The organism is Bradyrhizobium tropiciagri (genome assembly GCF_001189845.1).
GTDB lineage: Bacteria > Pseudomonadota > Alphaproteobacteria > Rhizobiales > Xanthobacteraceae > Bradyrhizobium > Bradyrhizobium tropiciagri.
Map to the genome: position 1 here is coordinate 19476 of NZ_LFLZ01000031.1, position 17801 is coordinate 37276.

The window sequence follows — 17801 nt, forward strand, 5'->3', positions numbered from 1 at the left end:
GACGGCGAGGTCACCGGTGCGATCCCGACGCCAATATCGAGATACGGCCGGCGCGGCGCTGATTGCGCTCGCGGCGGTCGGATACAGCAGCCACGCACAAGCTACCGACGAGATCCAGGTCTACAACGCCGGGATCGCGGCAGTCGGCCAGCTCACCGTCCAGCAGCATCTCAACTACGTCGGCATCGGCCAGAAGGATCCGCCCTTCCCCGGCGGTTTTCCATCCAACCACAGCCTCAACGGCACGCCGGAATTTGCCTATGGCATGACGGACTGGTGGGAGCTCGGGCTCTATCTGCCATTTGCCGTGCAGGACCGGCAGTTCCTGTCCGATGCCTTCAAGCTGCGCACGCTGTTCGTCTCGCCCAACGCCGACAAGCGCAATTTGTTCTACGGCATCAATTTCGAGCTCAGCTACGAGATGCCGAAATTCGCGCAGACCCGCTGGGGCCTCGAAATCCGGCCGATCATGGGCGTGCGCAACGCGGACTATGAATTCATCGTCAACCCGATCGTCGATGTCGGCTTCGGCCGATATGGCGAGGCGGATTTCGCGCCTGCCGCACGCGTGGCGCGCAAGCTGAAGGACGATCTATATGTCGGGCTCGAATACTACGCCGATTTCGGCAAGATCGGCAATTTCAGCCCGCTCGCCGAGCAGCAGCATACCTTGTTCGCGGTGACCGACTTCAAGGTGGGTGACGTCGACATCGATTTCGGTGTCGGCTATGGCCTGACACGGGCCTCCGACCGGTTCGTCGTCAAGACCATCATCGGTTATGCCTTTCCAGTGCCCGGAACGAAGCAGGACAGCGAGCGCGCCAGCGCGAGCGGAGCCATCAATCCGATGGCGCATCTGTCGGCACGCAGCACGCCGTATTAGGCGCGCGTCGGATTCGTCGCTCAAGCAGAACCCGACGATCACGATCACGTTAGGCGATGTGTGACGTCGCCCCGGCGCGCCAGCGCAATTGCGATCAAGCCGGTCTTGCCGGCCCGCTCCATTCTGCGCATGATCGCCGCCAAAATCAGGGAGCACGCCGTGGCCAAATCACAATACAGTTTCAAGACCGCCGTCGAATTGTCAGAGGCGCTGCGCAACAAGCAGGTCTCGGCCGTCGAGCTCGCGGAAGACGCGATCGGCCGCATCGAGCGTCATGACGGCAAGGTCAACGCGGTCTGCGTGCGCGATTTCGAGCGGGGCCTCGCTGCCGCCCGCGCCGCCGACGCCGCGATCGCACGCGGCGAGCACGGAGCGCTGCTCGGCATCCCGATGACGGTGAAGGAATCCTTCAACGTCGCCGGATTGCCGACGACCTGGGGCTTTCCGCCGCACAAGGATTTCGTACCGACTGAGGACGCCCTCTCGATCCAGCGGGTGAAGGACGCCGGCGGCGTGATCCTCGGCAAGACCAACGTGCCGGTCGCGCTCGCCGACTGGCAGAGCTACAACGAGATCTACGGCACCACCAATAACCCCTACGACCTCGGCCGGACGCCGGGCGGCTCCTCCGGCGGATCGTCGGCGGCGCTTGCCGCGGGCTACGGCGCCTTGTCGCTCGGCTCCGATATCGGCGGCTCGCTGCGCGTACCGGGCTTCCACTGCGGCATCTATGCGCACAAACCGACCTTCGCGCTGCTGCCGTCGCGCGGCCACACCCCGCCGCCGCTGCCGCCACTGCCATTCGATCGCGATCTGTCCGTGATCGGTCCGATGGCGCGCGGCGCGGCCGACCTCGCACTCGTGCTCGACGTGATGGCCGGCCCCGATCCGCTCGAAGCCGGCAAGGCCTACCGGCTGGAGCTGCCGGCGGCGCGCCACACCGCCTTGAAGGATTTCCGTATCCTCGTGATCGACAGCGATCCGGTGCTGCCGACCGACAAGGTGATCCGCGGAAGCATCGACAAGCTCGCGAGCAATCTCGACAAGGCCGGCGCGAAAGTGTCGCGCTCGAGCCCGCTGCTGCCGGACTTCGCCGCGTCCTCGCGGCTTTATATGCGCATCCTGCTGTCGTTCCTCGCGGCGACCTTCCCGCCGGAGGTCTATGCCGGCGCCTGCGCGGCGGCAGCCGCGTTGCCGGCCGGCGACACCAGCCTGCAGGCCGAGCGGCTGCGCGGCATCGCGCTCAGCCATCGCGACTGGGTGATCGCCGACGGCGGCCGCGCGCGGCTGCGCGCGCAATGGCGCGAGCTGTTCAAATCGTTCGACGCAGTGATCTGCCCGATCATGCCGACACCGGCCTATCCGCATGATCATTCGCCCGACCAGGAGCGGCGCAAGATCCTGATCGACGGCGAGCCGCACGTCTACACCGACCAGCTCGCCTGGCCCGGCATCGCGACCCTGCCCGGCCTGCCCTCGACCGCGATCCCGACCGGCTTTGCGCCCGACGGACTGCCGATCGGCGTGCAGATCGTCGGCCCCTGGCTCGAAGACCGCACGCCGCTCAAGCTCGCCGAGCTGATCGAGCGCGAATTCGGCGGCTTCGTGCCGCCGAAGATGTTTGATGATTAAGTGAGTTGCTGCCGTCATTGCGAGCGAAGCGAGGCAATCCATATATCCGCGTATGCGAAAGCATGGATTTGCTTCGTCGCTTCGCTCCTCGCAATGACGAAGGGATAGGGAGAAAACCAATGAGCAAGGACCTCGAAGAGCTGACAAAGCTCAACAAGGACTACGTCGATTCCGTCCAGAACTGCGACGTCAAGCGGTTCGATGAAATCCTGGCGCAGGACTTCTACGCCACCAATCCCGACAAGAGCCTGGTCGATCGCGCCGCCTTCCTGAAGCAGACGGAGATCCCGGTGAAGATCAAGGGGCTGAAGGCCGAGGACGTCAAAATCCGCATCCTCGGCGATTTCGCCATCATCCACGCCCGCACCAGCTATCTCAACGCCGACGGCGAGCAGGCCTATGGCCGCTACACCGATTGCTGGGCGAGGCAGAACGGAAAATGGCTTGCCGTCTCGGCGCACGTCGCGCGGTGAGGGCGACGCTCGCGGCGTCACTCTCCGCTGTCATGCCCCGCTTCATGCGGGGCATCCAGTACTCCGCGGCAGCTGTTGGTTCACACAACTTCCGCCGCGGCGTACTGGGTCGCCCGGTCGAGCCGGGCGACGACAAGTTCGTCAGCTATCGAACATGATCACGCTGCGCAGCGTCTTGCCGGCTTTCATGTTGGCAAAACCCTCGTTGATCTCGGAGAGCTTCAGCTTGGCCGAGATCCAGTCTTCCAGATGCAGCTTGCCGCGCATGTAGAAGTCGACGAGGCGCGGCATGTCGACGCGGAAGTGGTTGGAGCCCATCGACGAGCCCTGGATACGGCGCTCGCGCAGGAAGTCGAAGCCGTGCAGCTCGATCTTCTGGCCGAACGGGATCATGCCGACGATGGTCGCGGTGCCGCCTGCTGCCAGCATGGCGAAGGCCTGCTCGGCGGTGTCCTTGCGGCCGAGCACCTCGAAGGAATGCTGGACGCCGCCGCCGGTGAGCTCGCGCACCTGCTGGACCACGTCGCCGCGGGCCGGATCGACGATGTCGGTCGCGCCGAGCTTGGTCGCGAGTTGCAGCTTCGCCGGATTGGTGTCGATCGCGATGATGCGGCCGGCGCCGGCGATCTGCGCGCCGTTGATCGCGGCCATGCCGACGCCGCCGCAGCCGATCACGGCTACGGTCTCGCCTGCGGTGACCTTCGCGGTGTTCACCACGGCACCGTAGCCGGTGATGACGCCGCAACCGATCAGCGCAGCGAGATCGAGCGGCATCTCCTTCTTGATCTTCACGATGGCGTTCTCGTGCACCAGCATCTGCTCGGCAAAGGACGACAGATTGAGGAACTGGTTGAGCTTCTCCTTCCGGCCCCAGGACAGGCGGTTTGAGGCGCCGGGCAGCATCTTCACCGTGGTGTCGGTGCACAGCACGGTGCGGCCGGTTGTGCAATTGTCGCAGGTGCCGCAGAACACGGAGAGGCAGGTGACGACGTGATCGCCGGGCTTCACGTAATTGACGTCGGAGCCAACCTTCTCGACCACGCCGGCCGATTCATGGCCGAGCACCGCCGGCAGCGGATGCGGGTAAAGCCCTTCCATGAAGTGCAGGTCGGAATGGCAGAGGCCCGCGACCGCGGTGCGGATCAGGACCTCGCGCGGCCCCGGATTGGGCACGCTGACATCCTCGATCACCAGCGGCTGATTGACTTCATGCAGGACGGCGGCCTTCATCGGAATTTCCTCTCATGTTTTTGTTACGCACGCTCTCCACCTCTCCCAGAGGGAGAGGTCGGAGCGCATCGAAGATGCGGTCCGGGTGGGGGGTTCGGATCTATCGATAGAGCGTAACCCCTCACCCGGATCGCTGGCGCGATCCGACCTCTCCCGATGGGAGAGGTGAGACTGCGCGAGCGGCCACGGCGAGCCTACGCTGCGGTGAGCAATTCGCCAACCTCGGCCATGCCGACGGCGCGATCGCCGAGCAGGTGCTCGGTCATCCTGCGCTGAACGGTATTTTCCGTTAGCCGGAACGGATCGCCCGGCGTCACGCGGTGATCAATCACCATCCGCGACAGCAACAGCCGGCGCGCGTCGCCGCGCATCTCGTGGATGCGTCCGCCTTCCCACGCCAGCGCCACGGCGCTTGCGACATGATAGAGCAGGCTGGTGGCGTGCCGCGCATCGCCCTCATTGTCGATACGGCTCGCGACCTCGCGCGCAAACGCGATCGCGCGATCGCTGAGATCGCGCAGCCGGTTGCGCCAGGCCTGCGGCACGTTGGGACTGTCGTCGAGCCGCGCATGCAGATCGGCGGCGAGCGCGCTGTCGGCGCCATGACGCCCGACCGCGCGCTTCAGCGCATCGATCGCAACGATGTTGCCAGTGCCCTCCCAGATCGAGCCGAGATGCGCATCGCGCAGCAGCCGCGGCGTGACGAATTCTTCGATGTAGCCGATGCCGCCGCGCATCTCCATCGCATCGCCGCAGACTTTGCGGGCATCGCGGGTGGCGCGGAATTTCAAGGTCGGGGTCAGGATGCGGAGCAGCGCCGCGGCATCCTGGCTGCCGGCCTCGGCGCGGTCGAGCGCATCCGCGGTCAAGAAGCTCATCGACAGCGCCTGCTCGGTCGGCAGCATGATCTTCATCAATTGCCGCCGTGCCAGCGGCAGGTCGATAATGCGCTGGCCGAACACCACGCGGCTCCGCGCCACGGTGATGGCATCGTGCCAGGCCCGGCGCATCAGCGCGGTGGATTTCACGCCGTTGGAGAGCCGCGACGAGTTGACCATCTCGGCCATCTGCACGAAACCGCGATCGAGCTTGCCGACCGCGTACGCGATCGCGCCATCGAACTTGATTTCGCCCGAAGCCATCGAGCGCGTGCCGAGCTTGTCCTTCAGCCGCACGATCCGGTAGTGATTCTGCGAGCCGTCATCGAGGAAACGCGGCATCAGGAACAGGCCGACGCCTTTCGTACCCGGCCCCGCGCCCTCAGGGCGCGCCAGCAGCATCACCACCTTGGCGTCGGCGTTCGAGCAGAACCATTTCTCGCCATAGAGCCGCCAGTGGTCGCCCTCCTGCACTGCGCGCGTGGTCAGTGTGCCGACGTCGGAGCCGCCCTCCTTCTCGGTCATGAACTGGCCGCCCTGCGTCAGCTTGCTCATGTCGGTCTGTGTCAGGCCGTCGAGGTATTTCGCCTTCAACGCCTCGCTGCCGAAATTATTGAGCAGCTTGGCGCACCCATCGGTGACGTTGATCGGGCAGCCCATGCCGAATTCGGTCTGGTTGAACAGGAAGGTGAAGGCGTGCTTGGCGACGACCGGATATTTGTCGGGCCAGCCCATGATGCCCTTGCGGATTGACAGCGCGTGGATGCCGAATTCGCCGAACGCGGCCTTCTCGATCTCGCGATAGGCCGGATGATATTCGATTGTTTGCACGTCGCGGCCGAACTTGTCGCGCTGGTGCAGCACCGGCGTGTGCCGATCGGCAAGCCGCGCACATTCGTCGAGAGTGCCGCCGGCCAAGCCGCCGAGCCGGTCGAGATGCGGCTCGATGTGGCGGAACAACGCCTCGGGTAAATGCAGCTTCAAAAGATCAGTCAGCGCCGGATCGGCCCGGTAGAAATTCATTCCCGTCGTGTCGGGCGCCAGCAGGCCCGGCTGACTGGCGGATGGCGTTTTCAGGTCCTGCTTGTGCGGCTGCATTGAATTCCCGGCTGCGGTGCTCATTTGTTTGGGCACGACTATCCTCCTCCGGCCGAGCAAAGGAAAGCCCAATGGATATTCCCAAGTACAAGATCGCCCTGATCGTCGGCGCCGGCGCGGGCCTCAGCGCCTCGCTGACGCGGCTATTTTCGCGAGAGGGAATTCGCGTGGCGCTGGGCGCCCGCAGCATCGAGAAGCTCGGCGCGCTCTGCACCGAAACCGGCGCGCGGGCCTATGCCTGCGATACCACCAAGGCCGAGGATGTCGAACGTCTGTTCGGTCTGGTCGAGCGCGAAATCGGAACACCCGATCTCGTGGTCTACAATGCCTCCGGCCGCTCGCGCGGGCCGTTCGTCGAACTCGTCCCGTCCGAGGTCGAGCAGGCGATCGCGGTCTCGGCGTTCGGCGGCTTCCTGGTGGCGCAGGAGGCGGCGAAGCGCATGCTGCCCAACAAGAAAGGCGCGATCCTGTTCACCGGCGCCTCCGCCAGCGTCAAGGGCTATGCGCAATCGGCGCCGTTTGCGATGGGCAAGTTCGCGCTGCGCGGCCTGGCGCAGAGCATGGCGCGGGAACTGTCGCCGCAGGGCATCCATGTCGCGCATTTCGTGATCGACGGTGGCATCCGCAGCGCCGCCCGCACCGAGCCCGCCGACAAGCCGGACTCGATGCTCGATCCCGACGCGATCGCGTTGAGCTACTGGAACGTGCTGCAACAGCCGCGCAGCGCCTGGACCTGGGAGCTGGAATTGCGGCCCTGGGTTGAGAAGTTTTGAGATGACGGAGATCATGTAAGCGGCGTAGGCTGAGGGCCGAACCACCCGCTGCATCCGTCATTGCGAGCGAAGCGAAGCAATCCATATCGCGGCAAGCCGAAGCATGGATTGCTTCGTCGCTTCGCTCCTCGCAATGACGGCCAAAACTTGGCCTCGGAGGAAACATGACCAGCGAAATCAAGATCGAGACCGGCACCGACGAACTGCTCTGCGTGATCCGCGACCGCGTCGCCGTCATCACGCTGAACCGCCCGGACGCCCGCAACTCGCTGTCGGACACGCTGACGCCGGCGCTGCGCACGATGATCCGGACCTGCGGCGAGAACCCCGAGGTCGGCGTGCTGCTGATCACCGGCGCCGGCAAGGCGTTCTGCGCTGGCGGCAACGTCAAGGGCATGGGCGCCAATCGCGACCCGAAGAAGCTCGAAATGTCCTATGAGGACAAGGTCGCGGATTTGCAGGAGCGCCAGCGCCTGCTCACCGGCGCGCTCGCCTCGGTGCGCAAGCCGACCATCGCCGCCCTGCCCGGCCCCGCGGTCGGCGCCGGGCTCGCCATTGCGATGGCCTGCGACATCCGGATCGCGGCGCAATCCGCCTTCATCTCGACCGGCTATCTGCGCGTGGCGATGAGCGGCGACTACGGCATGGCCTGGCTTTTGACGCGCCTGGTCGGTACCTCGCGCGCCCGCGAACTCATGTTCACCTCGGAGAAGGTCGACGCCGCAAGGTGCGAGCAGATCGGCCTCGTCAACCGCGTGGTGCCGGACGAGACGCTGCAGGACGAGGCGTTTGCGCTGGCGAAATCGATGGCCGAAGGCCCGACCTTGGCGCTGCGCTACATGAAGGACAATCTCGACGAGGCGCTGCAGTTCGACTTCGCCACCGCGCGCGACCACGAGGCCGAGCGGCTGATCCGGCTCACCACGACCGCGGATCACAAGGAAGCGGTGCAGGCCTTCGTCGAGAAGCGCAAGCCGGTGTTCCGGGGAAGCTGAGCGCGTAGCGCCCTTGAAGTCATCTCTTCCCTTGTGGGAGAGGTCGGAATTCAAGCTCAGCTTGAATTCCGGGTGAGGGGTTCAGGTCTGTCCGTGAGAGCGAATCTGCCGAGGGACTGCACCCCTCACCCGCAACGCATTCCGCTGCGCTGCATGCGCTGCGGCCTCTCCCACAAGGGAAGAGGCGGCACCTGAGCAAGTGGCAAATGAAGAGCAAGCGAGAAGAAAAGGGCCCGGTTCTGGGGAGGCCAGAACCGGGCCTAGTCAGTCAAACCGCAAGCGAGGACATCGCGGCCGAGCGGGAAGTGGCGGCAAGCCGCCAGCTGGCACAAGGAATGTCTTGCGGTTCGACGTGGATCCCTTTCGCGAAGCGCACCAGCTTCCAGTCGCCGGGGCTTGCAGCGAAGGCGTAACCGGATTTGCGGGCGAGGCCGATCATCGTCGCGTTGGACCGCAACGTGTCGCCGAAAATGCGCTCGGCTCCAAAGGACGCCGCGCGGCACTCGAGATTCTTCAACAGCGCCTTGCCGATGCCGTGGCCCTGCCACCGGTCATCGATCGACAGGCCGAACTCGACGCTCGACGTATCGGCATGGAAGGCGTAGCGGGCTTCGCCGACGATGGTCTCAAAACCATCGACCAGCATCGTCGCGACCACCGTGAACCGGTCAGCCTCGCCGACATGAACGAAACGCTCGAGCTCCGTCTTCGGCAGCTCGCTCAGTGCACCCAGGAAGCGGTTGTAACGGGACGCCGCAGAGAGCGAGCGGATGTAGCTCTGCAGCTCTTCGCGGTCGCGCGGCTCGACGAAGCGCACCTTGATCTCGCTGCCGTTCTTGGCGCGCAGCACGTCAGAGTATTGCTTGAGATCGTCGAGATGCAGCGCAGTCATGACACGCTCCTCGGGTGAAGAAATTGGCCGGCGCCCCTCATCGAGGTGGCGCCAGCGAAGGCGTCCTTGTCAGGCCCGCCAGAACGGCTTCTCGGTCTCGAAAACGATGTCGCTGCGGGACATGCCGATGTCGTGCAGGTCACGCTCGGTCCACTGCGACAGCTCGCGGCGGCGCTCATAGCGCTCCCACCAGACATGGAGGGTTTCGCCGACCTGGTTCAAAAGGCCCGACGCGTGATAATCCGGCGTATGATGATTTGTCATCGATTCATGGATGAAAATGGACATTTACGGCTCCTATCGGTAACCTGTTGGCGGTAATATCGGCGCTATTCGGCCTGTTCACAAACGACACTTTGTACCGCTTCGCATGAATTAAAGTCATGCATTTGGAGAGCAACCGGGGATGACCAGCCGCCTGCCTTCGCTGAACGGCCTCCGGGCATTCGAGGCCGCCGCGCGGCACATGAGCTTCACGCTGGCCGCGTCCGAATTGAACGTGACGCAGACCGCGATCAGCCATCAGATCCGCCGCCTCGAGCAAGAGCTCGGCGTCCGCCTGTTCATCCGCCAGAACCGCTCGCTAAGCCTGACGCCGGAGGCTACCGAATACCTTCCCGGCGTCCGCGCCGCCTTCAACGATCTCAGGCTCGCGACTGACCGGCTGCTGCGCCGGGATGACGGTCACGTGCTGACGGTCTCGACGCTGGCATCGCTCGCGGCGAAATGGCTGCTGCCGCGGCTGTCGGCCTTCCAGGAGGCGCATTCCGGCATCGATGTCCGCATCACCACCTCGACCAGCCTGGTCGACTTCCAGCGCGACAAGGTCGACGCCGCGATCCGTTACGGCCGCGGCCAATGGGCCGGCCTGCGCGCGGACTGGCTGATGGCGGACGAGCTGTTTCCAGTGTGCAGCCCGTCGCTGCTGCAGGGAACCAGGCCGCTCAAATGCCCCGAAGACCTCAGGGACCACGTGCTGCTGCACACCAGCAACGCCAACAGCGACGACTGGCGGCTGTGGCTGACTGCGGCCGGTCTGCCGACCGACATCTCGAAGCAGCCCGGCGTGACCTTCGACCTGCTGTTCGTGACGATCCAGGCCGCGATCGACGGCATCGGCATCGCGATGGGCCGCACCTCCTATGTGCAGGACGACATCGCCAAAGGCCGCCTCGTGGTTCCCTTCAAGATCGCGCTGCCGGCCGACGCCGGCTTCTATCTGGTCACGCCGCAGGGACGCGCCGATTCACCGAAGCTGTCGGCATTCCGCTCCTGGCTCGGCGCCACGGCGCATACCACCGCTTGATGCGGCGCACGCAGTTTTTCTCTACGGCTTTTTTCCGATAGCGGCGGCGCGATTTCGGGTTGGTCACGCCGGATGGGCGTGCCAAATTGCCGCATATGGCAGTCAACTGCCTTGGCCGGCGAGACAATTTGCGCCGGCCATTTCGTCACGGGGAGGAAAGGGCGTTATGTCGCAGTCGAGTCCATCGCAAGTACCGCAAATCAAGTCACGTCTCGGCGCCATCCTGCGCGCGACCAGCGGCAATTTCCTCGAGCAATTCGACTTCTTCCTGTTCGGCTTCTATGCGCAGGACATCGCGAAAGCGTTCTTCCCGGCCCAGAACGAGACCGCGGCGCTGCTCAATGCCTATGGCGTGTTCTGGCTCGGCGCGCTGATGCGCCCCGTCGGCGCGGTCGTGCTCGGCTCCTACATCGACCGCATCGGCCGCCGCCAGGGCCTGATCGTGACGCTCGCGCTGATGGCGCTCGGCACCGTGGTGATCGCGTTCTGCCCGGGCTATGCCGCGATCGGAATTGCCGCACCGGTCATCGTTCTGATCGGCCGCCTGATCCAGGGCTTCTCGGCCGGCGTCGAACTGGGCGGCGTGTCGGTCTATCTCTCCGAGATCGCGACGCCTGGCAACCGCGGCTTCTACACCTCGTTCCAATCGTCGAGCCAGCAGGTCGCGATCTTCGTTGCCGCGATCATCGGCTATGTTCTGCGCGAGGTCATGCCGGGCGATACCTTCCTCGATGCGATCGGCGGCATCGCCAAGTGGCGCATCCCGTTCTTCGTCGGCTGCCTCATCATTCCCGTGATCTTCATGCTGCGGCGTTCGCTCGAGGAAACGCCGGCCTTCCTCGCCATGAAGAAGCATCCGACGCCGAGCGAAGTGTTCGCCTCGGCGATCGAGAACTGGCGCATCGTCTTCCTCGGCATGATGATCGCGGTGCTGACCACCACGACGTTCTATTTCATCACGGTGTATGCGCCGGGCTTCGGCAAGGAGCTGCATCTGTCGGCGTCGGGCACATTGCTGGTGACGCTGCTCGTTGCGGTGACGAATTTCATCTGGAATCCGGTCGGCGGCGCGCTGTCCGACCGGATCGGCCGCAAGCCGGTGCTGCTCACGATCGCGGGTCTGTCGTTCGTGACCGCCTACCCGGCCCTGTCGTGGCTCTCGCATGAGCCGACGCTCGGGAAGCTGCTGGCTGTGCAGATGATGTTCTCGTTCTACTTCGGCGTCTACAGCGGCACCATGCTGGGATGCTTGGTCGAGATTGTGCCGGCGCATGTGCGCACCACCTGCTTCTCGATCGCGTTCGCATTGGCGGCGGGCATCTTCGGCACGTCGACCCCGTTTGTCGCAACCAAGCTGATCGCCATGACCGGCCAGGACAAGGCCTCGCCGGCCTACTGGCTGATGTTCGGCGCGGCGCTCGGCATCATCGCCGCGCTGATCGTCTATCGCGGCGGCCAGACCATCGAGCAGCGCAAGACGGTTGCGGCCTGATTGGCATATGCATTCGGGGCAGGCCGATCGCCTGCCCCGACATGTTGCTTTCCATGCTAACAACGATCACAAGAACGCATGGTTGATCTGACACGCAGGTTCGACGTGCTGGTGATCGGCGGCGGCAACGCCGCCCTTTGCGCTGCGATCAGCGCACAGCGCGCCGGCGCCTCCGTGCTGGTGCTGGAAGGCGCCCCGAAATTCTACCGCGGCGGCAACACCCGCCATACCCGCAACATGCGCTGCGCCCATGACGCGGCGACCGAGATCCTCACCGGTCCCTATACCGAGGAGGAATTCTGGAAGGATTTGCTGCTCGTGACCGGCGGCCAGACCGACGAGGAGCTGGCTCGCTTCATGATCCACGAGTCCAAGGACATATTGAACTGGATCGTCGAACAGGGCGTGCGCTGGCAGCCTTCGCTCGGCGGTACGCTCAGCCTCGGCCGCACCAACTCGTTCTTCCTCGGCGGCGGCCGCGCGATGCTGAACGCGCTCTATCGCACCGCCGAGGAGCTCGGCGTCGACATTCTGTACGATGCGAGGTGATCGATCTGAATATCGAGCACGGCATGTTCCTGTCGGCGCAGCTGAAGCAGCCGGTCGGCGGCAGGACCGAGGTGCGCGCCTCGACGCTGGTCGCGGCCGCCGGCGGCTTCGAGGCCAATATCGAATGGCTGAAGCAATATTGGGGCGAGGCCGCCGACAATTTCCTGATCCGCGGCACGCCCTATAATCGCGGCGCAATCCTGAAGATGCTGCTCGCCAAGGGCGTGCAGGAGATCGGCGATCCGACGCAGTGCCATGCGGTGGCGATCGACGCCCGCGCGCCGAAATTCGACGGCGGCATCATCACCCGCCACGACTCGGTCGTGTTCGGCATCGTCGTCAACAAGCATGCCGAGCGCTTCTACGACGAGGGCGAGGACATCTGGCCGAAGCGCTATGCGATCTGGGGCCGACTGGTCGCCGCGCAACCGGACCAGATCGCCTACATCATCTTCGACTCGACGGTGGTGACGAGCTTCATGCCGACGCTGTTTCCGCCGATCGCGGGCGCCACGATTGCCGAGCTCGCCGGCAAGCTCGAGCTCGACGCTGGCGCGCTGGAAAAGACCATCACCGACTTCAACGCCGCGGTGCAACCGGGGACGTTCGATCACACCATCCTCGACGACTGCCGTACCGAAGGCATCACCCCGGCCAAGACGCATTGGGCGCGCAAGATTGAGACGCCGCCCTACCTCGCCTATCCGGTGCGGCCCGGCATCACCTTCACCTATCTCGGCACCCGCGTGAACAAGCAGTCACGGATGCTGATGAAGGACGGCAAGCCGTCCGCCAACATGTTCGCCGCCGGCGAGATCATGGCCGGCAACGTGCTCGGCAAGGGCTACGCCGCTGGCATCGGCATGACCATCGGCAGCGTGTTCGGCCGCGTCGCCGGGCGAGAGGCGGCAAAGAATGCGCGGAACTGAGTCTCGCACCTTGCTTACCTCGCCCCGCTTGCGGGGAGAGGCCGGATTGCATCGAAGATGCGATCCGGGTGAGGGGGAGTCTCCAAGAGCACGGTGCTGGGAGAGCCCCCCTCATCCCGACCTTCTCCCCGCACGCGGGGAGAAAGGGAAGATCGGAGGACGCATGTCACGCCTTGCCATCGCTGCCACTACGGCGATCCTGGTAGCTTCGGAGCCCGCTCACGCCGCCGAGCCGATCGCGCTGCGCGACATGGGCTCGTTCCATGTCGGCGGCCGCCTGGTCGAGATTACAGGCAAGCCGGTCAAGGAAGTCACCTTCACGCCCGGCGGCGTGCCGGCCAAGGTCGACCCGAACGGCACCTACCAGGTCGAGCAGATGTACGTGCAGTACTTCCTTCCGCAGAACGAGAAGGGCGCCTATCCGCTGCTGCTGTGGCATGGCGGCGGGCTGACCGGCGTCACCTATGAGACGACGCCGGACGGACGCGAAGGCTGGCTGAACTATTTCCTCCGCAAGGGCTGGAGCGTCTACAATTCGGATGCCGTCGAGCGCGGCCGCGCCGGCTGGGCGCAATACCCTGATATCTTCAAGGGCGAGCCGGTGTTTCTCACGACGGCCAATCCGTTCGAGCGCTTCCGGATTGGCGACGGCCCGGGCTCCTACGATCCCGATCCGGCCAAGCGTCGGCTGATGCCCGGCAGCCAGTTCCCGAACGAAGGCTACGAGAACTTCGTCAAGCAGAACGTGCCGCGCTGGACCACCACCGACGATGCAACGATCGCCGCCTACATCGCCGAGATCGATCGCGTCGGCCCGTGCATCATCCTATTCCACAGCCAGGCCGGCACGTTCGGCTTCAAGGTCGCGCAGGCACGGCCCGACAAGGTGAAGGCGCTGATCGCGATCGAGCCGGCCGGCGTCGGCGATCCCGCCAAGGTCGAAAGCTTGAAGAACATTCCGACGCTGATGGTCTATGGCGACTATATCGAGCGCGATTCACGCTGGCCGAAGATCCGCGCCACCGGTGGCGCCTTTGCCGACGCCATCCGTGCCGCCGGCGGCAGCGTCGATGTGGTCGATCTGCCCAAGGCCGGCATCAAGGGCAATTCGCACATGATGATGATGGACAAGAACAACGCCGAGGTCGCCGGCCTGATCCAGACATGGCTGGAAGGCAAGGGCCTGACGAAGAAGTAACATAGCGTTTTCAAGCGAAGTGGGAACCGGTTCGCGTCAAGAAAACGCGTCAAACAAAGAGTCTGCGATGCACGGGACGAGGACATTGCAGGAAGCCGACCGTCTGATGACGGTGTGCAATTCCTGCCGCTATTGCGAGGGCCTGTGCGCGGTGTTTCCCGCGATGGAGATGCGCCGCGCGTTCTCCGACGGCGACCTCAACTATCTCGCCAATCTCTGCCACTCCTGCGGCGCCTGCTACACCGACTGCCAGTTCTCGCCGCCGCACGAATTCAACGTCAACGTCCCGAAGACGCTCGCGGTGGCGCGCGCCGAATCCTACGCCGCCTATGCCTGGCCGCGTGCGTTCTCCGGCGCGTTCGCCCGCAATGGCCTGATCATCAGCGTGATCGCGGCGCTTAGCGTCGCGGCCTTCATCTTCGGCTTCGCCGCGATCAATGACCGCGGCGTGCTCACCGGCATCCATACCGGTCCCGGCGCGTTCTACAAGCTGATGCCGCACAATGCGATGGCGCTGCTGTTCGGCGCCGCCCTGCTCTACGCCATCCTGGCGCTCGCGATGGGCGTGCGCGCGTTCTGGCGCGATATCGGCGAACCGGTCGGGATGACGACCGACGCGAAGGCGCTGTTGCAGGCGGTCCGCGACGCCGGCGAGCTGCGCTATCTCGACGGCGGCGGCGTCGGCTGCTTCAACGAGGACGACCATCCGACCGACCGCCGCAAGCTGTATCACCACTTCACGTTCTACGGCTTCGCGCTGTGCTTCGCGGCAACCTGCGTCGGCACACTCTATCACTACCTGCTGGCACGCGAGGCGCCCTATGCGTGGTGGGACCTGCCGGTCGTGCTCGGCACGCTCGGCGGCATCGGCCTCGTGGTCGGCCCGATTGGGCTCTTGTCGGAGAAATGGAAGCGCGACCGCGTGCTGGTCGACGAGCAGGCCATGGGCATGGACACCGCGTTCATCCTGATGCTGTTCCTGACCAGCATCACCGGCCTTGCCTTGCTGTTGTGGCGTGAGAGCGCCGCGATGGGCCCGCTGCTGGCGCTGCATCTCGGCGTGGTGTTCGCGCTGTTCATCACGATGCCCTACGGAAAATTCGTGCACGGCATCTACCGCTTCGTCGCGCTGGTGCGCTACGCACGCGAACGGCAGATGATGGCGGAATGAATGTGGAATGTAGGGTGGGTTAGCCGAAGGCGTAACCCACCTTCTTGGCACAGCGAACAAAAGTGGTGGGTTGCGCTTCGCTAACCCACCCTACGAGGTTTTCGTCGCCAAAGCACAGAACCGCTCCTCCGCGTCCACCAAGCGAGCCGCCGTGAAGCCCGCGGCCTCAAGCTTCTCGACCACTCCTTCCCTTGGCTGTCCGGAATGGGACGTGAACCCAAGCGCGACCTTCCCGCCCGGCTTCACCACGCGCCGGATCTCCCGCAGTCCGGCGACGGCGTCCGGCCAAACCTGCATCGAGTTGATCGCCAGCGCCTTGTCGAAGCTGCCGTCGTCGAACGGCAAGTGCTCCACCGAGCCGAGCCTCAGGTCGATACGGCCATCCCGGACCGCGGTCGCATTCCGTGCGCGAGCTTGCCCGACCATCTCCGGTGACGCATCGATGCCCGCGATGGAGCCGGCAAGCACCAAACTCGACAGGCGTTGAATGACGACGCCGGGGCCGAACCCCACTTCCAGTACGCGGTCGTCCGGTTCGACCTCAAGAAGATCCGTCACCCACGCGCCGCAATCGGCATTTGTACGCGCCATGATGACGCCGCCCAACCTGCCCAGCAGGCCTTGCGGACGGCCAAACGCGCGCAACAGAATGCTTCGCATCACGCTCACCGATTGCCATCTCCGGTGAACTGGATTCCGGGACGATCGCGGCTACAGATCCACCACCACGTAGTCGCTTTCCACCGCGACCTTGATGGTCTCGGCGACATACGGTCCCTTCACCACATTGGTGCCCGGCTCGACGCTGACCGGATAGGCGCGCACGCGGAAGCGGCGCGGATCGCAATAGGACTGGCCGGTGCGGATATCGAACTCCCAGCCGTGCCAGGGACAGCGCAGGATTTCGCCGAGCTTGGTGTATTCGATCTCACCGGGGTCCGACGACGACGCAAGCCCGATCAACGGCCCCTCGCACAGCGCCGCGCCCTGGTGCGGGCAGCGGTTCAACAGGCCGAAGAACTCGCCCTTGACGTTGAAGACAGCGATCGGCCGCCCGTCGATCTCGAGGAATTTTCGCGACCCCGGCGGCAACTCGTCCACCGGAGCGATCACATGCCTTGCCATCAGTTGATCTCACGCATGATCTGATTCGAAAAACCGGTTCCCACTTTTTCGGATCATGCGATACCGTAAAGCTGCTTCGCATTGTCGAGATAGAACGCCTGACGGTTGGCGTCGCTGACGCCAGCGGGCAGCACGCGCGACGGCTCGTCGTAGTCCCAATGCGGGTAATCGGTCGCGAACAGCAGCTTGTCCCAACCGATCCACTCGATGGTCTGGAACAGATGGTCGCGGCTCTCCGGGTCCTCCATCGGCTGCGTCGTCCACCAGATGTGATCGCGGATATATTCCGACGGCTTGCGCTTCAAATGCGGCACCTCGCTGTGCAGCCGCGCAAACACCTTGTCGAGCCGCCACGCCAGCGACGGCGCCCAGCCGAAGCCGGCCTCGACCATCACCATCTTCAGTTTCGCGAAGCGCTCGAACACGCCTTCGAGCACGAGGCTCGCCAGCGCGGTCTGCTGGCACTGCGAATGCCCGACCATCTCCTCGATGTAGTGGCTCGGCCAGCCCGAGGCGGTGATCGGGTTGCCGCCGAAGCCGAAGGCGTGCACGCCGATCGGGAGACCCACTTCCTGGGCCGCCTCATAGATCGGCCAGTAACGGCGCTGGCCGAGCGGTTCGACATTGCGGCTCAGCAGCAGCACCTGGACAAAATTCTTGTCGCCCGCGCGCCTGCGGATCTCGGCCGCGGCCGAGGCGCCATCCTCATTGGCGACGACGACCGAGCCCTTCAGCCGGGAGTCCTTGCTGGTCCATTTCTCGATCTGCCAGTCGTTGATTGCCGAGCAGACCGCGCCGGCGAGATCCTGGTTGCGGAGCCCTTGTCCGGTGGCGAGCGGATTGAGCACGCCGAGCGCGACATTGTTGGGATCGAGATGCTGCTTCTGCATGAAGGACAGCGACGAGCCCTGCGGGCCGCCTTCCGGCGGATAGGCATCGCGGCGCGACGCGTTCGGCTGCGCCTTCGGATAGGGCGGGCCTTCCATCATGCCCTGATAGGCCTGGATGCCGAAGGTTTCGAGATGCGCGTGCCAGCGCTTGGCCAGATAGGGGTACAGCTCGTCCTTGGTCGCGCGTGCCGGATGGATGTCGCAATCCGCGATCGCGGTCTTGATGCCGGTTGACGATGCCGCGTCCGGGCGCTCCCGAATCTGGATGTTCATCGCGTCGTCTCCTC

The 17801-nt window shown here is 64.7% G+C and carries 16 protein-coding genes and 1 pseudogene; 10 read left to right on the top strand and 7 right to left on the bottom strand.

Annotated features, from left to right (window positions below):
* The first annotated feature begins 16 nt into the window (after positions 1-16).
* The 3 genes from AKN84_RS23570 (at position 17) to AKN84_RS23580 (ending at position 2988) form a co-directional block, all read left to right on the top strand.
* Entirely contained in the window at positions 17-883 is an 867-nt protein-coding gene (locus AKN84_RS23570; RefSeq protein ID WP_244485443.1) for a hypothetical protein, read from the top strand.
* 159 nt (positions 884-1042) lie between these two features.
* Complete coding sequence (locus AKN84_RS23575) at positions 1043-2515, top strand: amidase (RefSeq protein ID WP_050423052.1); 1473 nt, start codon at positions 1043-1045, stop codon at positions 2513-2515.
* 119 nt (positions 2516-2634) lie between these two features.
* Positions 2635-2988 (top strand): nuclear transport factor 2 family protein, encoded by a 354-nt coding sequence (locus AKN84_RS23580; RefSeq protein WP_050422996.1) that lies wholly within the window; start codon positions 2635-2637, stop codon positions 2986-2988.
* A 141-nt stretch (positions 2989-3129) separates the two neighbouring features.
* Here the strand turns inward: AKN84_RS23580 and AKN84_RS23585 are convergent, their stop codons facing one another.
* Entirely contained in the window at positions 3130-4218 is a 1089-nt protein-coding gene (locus AKN84_RS23585; protein ID WP_018269116.1) for a Zn-dependent alcohol dehydrogenase, read from the bottom strand.
* 194 nt (positions 4219-4412) lie between these two features.
* Positions 4413-6194: an acyl-CoA dehydrogenase family protein gene (locus tag AKN84_RS23590; RefSeq protein WP_050422997.1), complete on the bottom strand. Its 1782-nt coding sequence runs from the start codon at positions 6192-6194 to the stop codon at positions 4413-4415.
* Positions 6195-6265: 71 nt separating this feature from the next.
* On the opposite strand from AKN84_RS23590, the gene AKN84_RS23595 reads away from it, so the two are divergent.
* Both AKN84_RS23595 and AKN84_RS23600 read left to right on the top strand, forming a co-directional pair.
* Entirely contained in the window at positions 6266-6967 is a 702-nt protein-coding gene (locus AKN84_RS23595; protein WP_050422998.1) for an SDR family NAD(P)-dependent oxidoreductase, read from the top strand.
* Positions 6968-7131: 164 nt separating this feature from the next.
* Positions 7132-7962 carry an enoyl-CoA hydratase gene (locus AKN84_RS23600; RefSeq protein WP_050422999.1) on the top strand — a complete coding sequence of 277 codons (831 nt, stop codon included), beginning with the start codon at positions 7132-7134 and terminating at the stop codon, positions 7960-7962.
* Between the two features lie 268 nt (positions 7963-8230).
* On the opposite strand, the gene AKN84_RS23605 is transcribed toward AKN84_RS23600, so the two are convergent.
* Positions 8231-8854 carry a GNAT family N-acetyltransferase gene (locus tag AKN84_RS23605; RefSeq protein ID WP_050423000.1) on the bottom strand — a complete coding sequence of 208 codons (624 nt, stop codon included), beginning with the start codon at positions 8852-8854 and terminating at the stop codon, positions 8231-8233.
* A 69-nt stretch (positions 8855-8923) separates the two neighbouring features.
* Positions 8924-9142 (bottom strand): DUF1127 domain-containing protein, encoded by a 219-nt coding sequence (locus AKN84_RS23610; RefSeq protein WP_050423001.1) that lies wholly within the window; start codon positions 9140-9142, stop codon positions 8924-8926.
* A gap of 118 nt (positions 9143-9260) precedes the next feature.
* Here AKN84_RS23610 and AKN84_RS23615 point away from each other — a divergent pair, with 118 nt between their 5' ends.
* The 5 genes and pseudogenes from AKN84_RS23615 to tcuB all read left to right on the top strand — a co-directional run bounded on the left by AKN84_RS23615 (position 9261) and on the right by tcuB (position 15499).
* Positions 9261-10160: a transcriptional regulator GcvA gene (locus AKN84_RS23615; protein ID WP_050423002.1), complete on the top strand. Its 900-nt coding sequence runs from the start codon at positions 9261-9263 to the stop codon at positions 10158-10160.
* Between the two features lie 166 nt (positions 10161-10326).
* A complete protein-coding gene (gene tcuC, locus AKN84_RS23620; RefSeq protein ID WP_050423003.1) occupies positions 10327-11652 on the top strand; it encodes an MFS transporter in 1326 nt (441 codons plus the stop codon).
* A gap of 78 nt (positions 11653-11730) precedes the next feature.
* Positions 11731-13130: pseudogene (gene tcuA, locus AKN84_RS23625) on the top strand (FAD-dependent tricarballylate dehydrogenase TcuA).
* A 163-nt stretch (positions 13131-13293) separates the two neighbouring features.
* Positions 13294-14328: an alpha/beta hydrolase gene (locus tag AKN84_RS23630; protein ID WP_050423004.1), complete on the top strand. Its 1035-nt coding sequence runs from the start codon at positions 13294-13296 to the stop codon at positions 14326-14328.
* A 67-nt stretch (positions 14329-14395) separates the two neighbouring features.
* Entirely contained in the window at positions 14396-15499 is a 1104-nt protein-coding gene (tcuB, locus tag AKN84_RS23635) for a tricarballylate utilization 4Fe-4S protein TcuB (RefSeq protein WP_050423005.1), read from the top strand.
* Positions 15500-15589: 90 nt separating this feature from the next.
* Here tcuB and AKN84_RS23640 read toward each other — a convergent pair whose 3' ends face one another.
* Genes AKN84_RS23640 through AKN84_RS23650 form a run of 3 tightly spaced genes read right to left on the bottom strand, consistent with a single transcriptional unit; the run spans position 15590 to position 17787 of the window.
* Entirely contained in the window at positions 15590-16159 is a 570-nt protein-coding gene (locus AKN84_RS23640) for a class I SAM-dependent methyltransferase (protein ID WP_128971103.1), read from the bottom strand.
* A gap of 51 nt (positions 16160-16210) precedes the next feature.
* Positions 16211-16624: a Rieske (2Fe-2S) protein gene (locus tag AKN84_RS23645; RefSeq protein ID WP_016846808.1), complete on the bottom strand. Its 414-nt coding sequence runs from the start codon at positions 16622-16624 to the stop codon at positions 16211-16213.
* A gap of 53 nt (positions 16625-16677) precedes the next feature.
* Positions 16678-17787 carry an amidohydrolase family protein gene (locus tag AKN84_RS23650; protein ID WP_050423006.1) on the bottom strand — a complete coding sequence of 370 codons (1110 nt, stop codon included), beginning with the start codon at positions 17785-17787 and terminating at the stop codon, positions 16678-16680.
* Positions 17788-17801: the final 14 nt, after the last annotated feature.

Bases quoted from the DNA above. Each gene is read 5' to 3' on its own strand.
- AKN84_RS23580 (WP_050422996.1), top strand. From the start codon at position 2,635: ATGAGCAAGGACCTCGAAGAGCTGACAAAGCTCAACAAGGACTACGTC.
- AKN84_RS23585 (WP_018269116.1), bottom strand. From the start codon at position 4,218: ATGAAGGCCGCCGTCCTGCATGAAGTCAATCAGCCGCTGGTGATCGAG.
- AKN84_RS23590 (WP_050422997.1), bottom strand. From the start codon at position 6,194: ATGCAGCCGCACAAGCAGGACCTGAAAACGCCATCCGCCAGTCAGCCG.
- AKN84_RS23595 (WP_050422998.1), top strand. From the start codon at position 6,266: ATGGATATTCCCAAGTACAAGATCGCCCTGATCGTCGGCGCCGGCGCG.
- AKN84_RS23600 (WP_050422999.1), top strand. From the start codon at position 7,132: ATGACCAGCGAAATCAAGATCGAGACCGGCACCGACGAACTGCTCTGC.
- AKN84_RS23605 (WP_050423000.1), bottom strand. From the start codon at position 8,854: ATGACTGCGCTGCATCTCGACGATCTCAAGCAATACTCTGACGTGCTG.
- AKN84_RS23610 (WP_050423001.1), bottom strand. From the start codon at position 9,142: ATGTCCATTTTCATCCATGAATCGATGACAAATCATCATACGCCGGAT.
- AKN84_RS23615 (WP_050423002.1), top strand. From the start codon at position 9,261: ATGACCAGCCGCCTGCCTTCGCTGAACGGCCTCCGGGCATTCGAGGCC.
- tcuC (WP_050423003.1), top strand. From the start codon at position 10,327: ATGTCGCAGTCGAGTCCATCGCAAGTACCGCAAATCAAGTCACGTCTC.
- AKN84_RS23630 (WP_050423004.1), top strand. From the start codon at position 13,294: ATGTCACGCCTTGCCATCGCTGCCACTACGGCGATCCTGGTAGCTTCG.
- tcuB (WP_050423005.1), top strand. From the start codon at position 14,396: ATGCACGGGACGAGGACATTGCAGGAAGCCGACCGTCTGATGACGGTG.
- AKN84_RS23640 (WP_128971103.1), bottom strand. From the start codon at position 16,159: ATGCGAAGCATTCTGTTGCGCGCGTTTGGCCGTCCGCAAGGCCTGCTG.
- AKN84_RS23645 (WP_016846808.1), bottom strand. From the start codon at position 16,624: ATGGCAAGGCATGTGATCGCTCCGGTGGACGAGTTGCCGCCGGGGTCG.
- AKN84_RS23650 (WP_050423006.1), bottom strand. From the start codon at position 17,787: ATGAACATCCAGATTCGGGAGCGCCCGGACGCGGCATCGTCAACCGGC.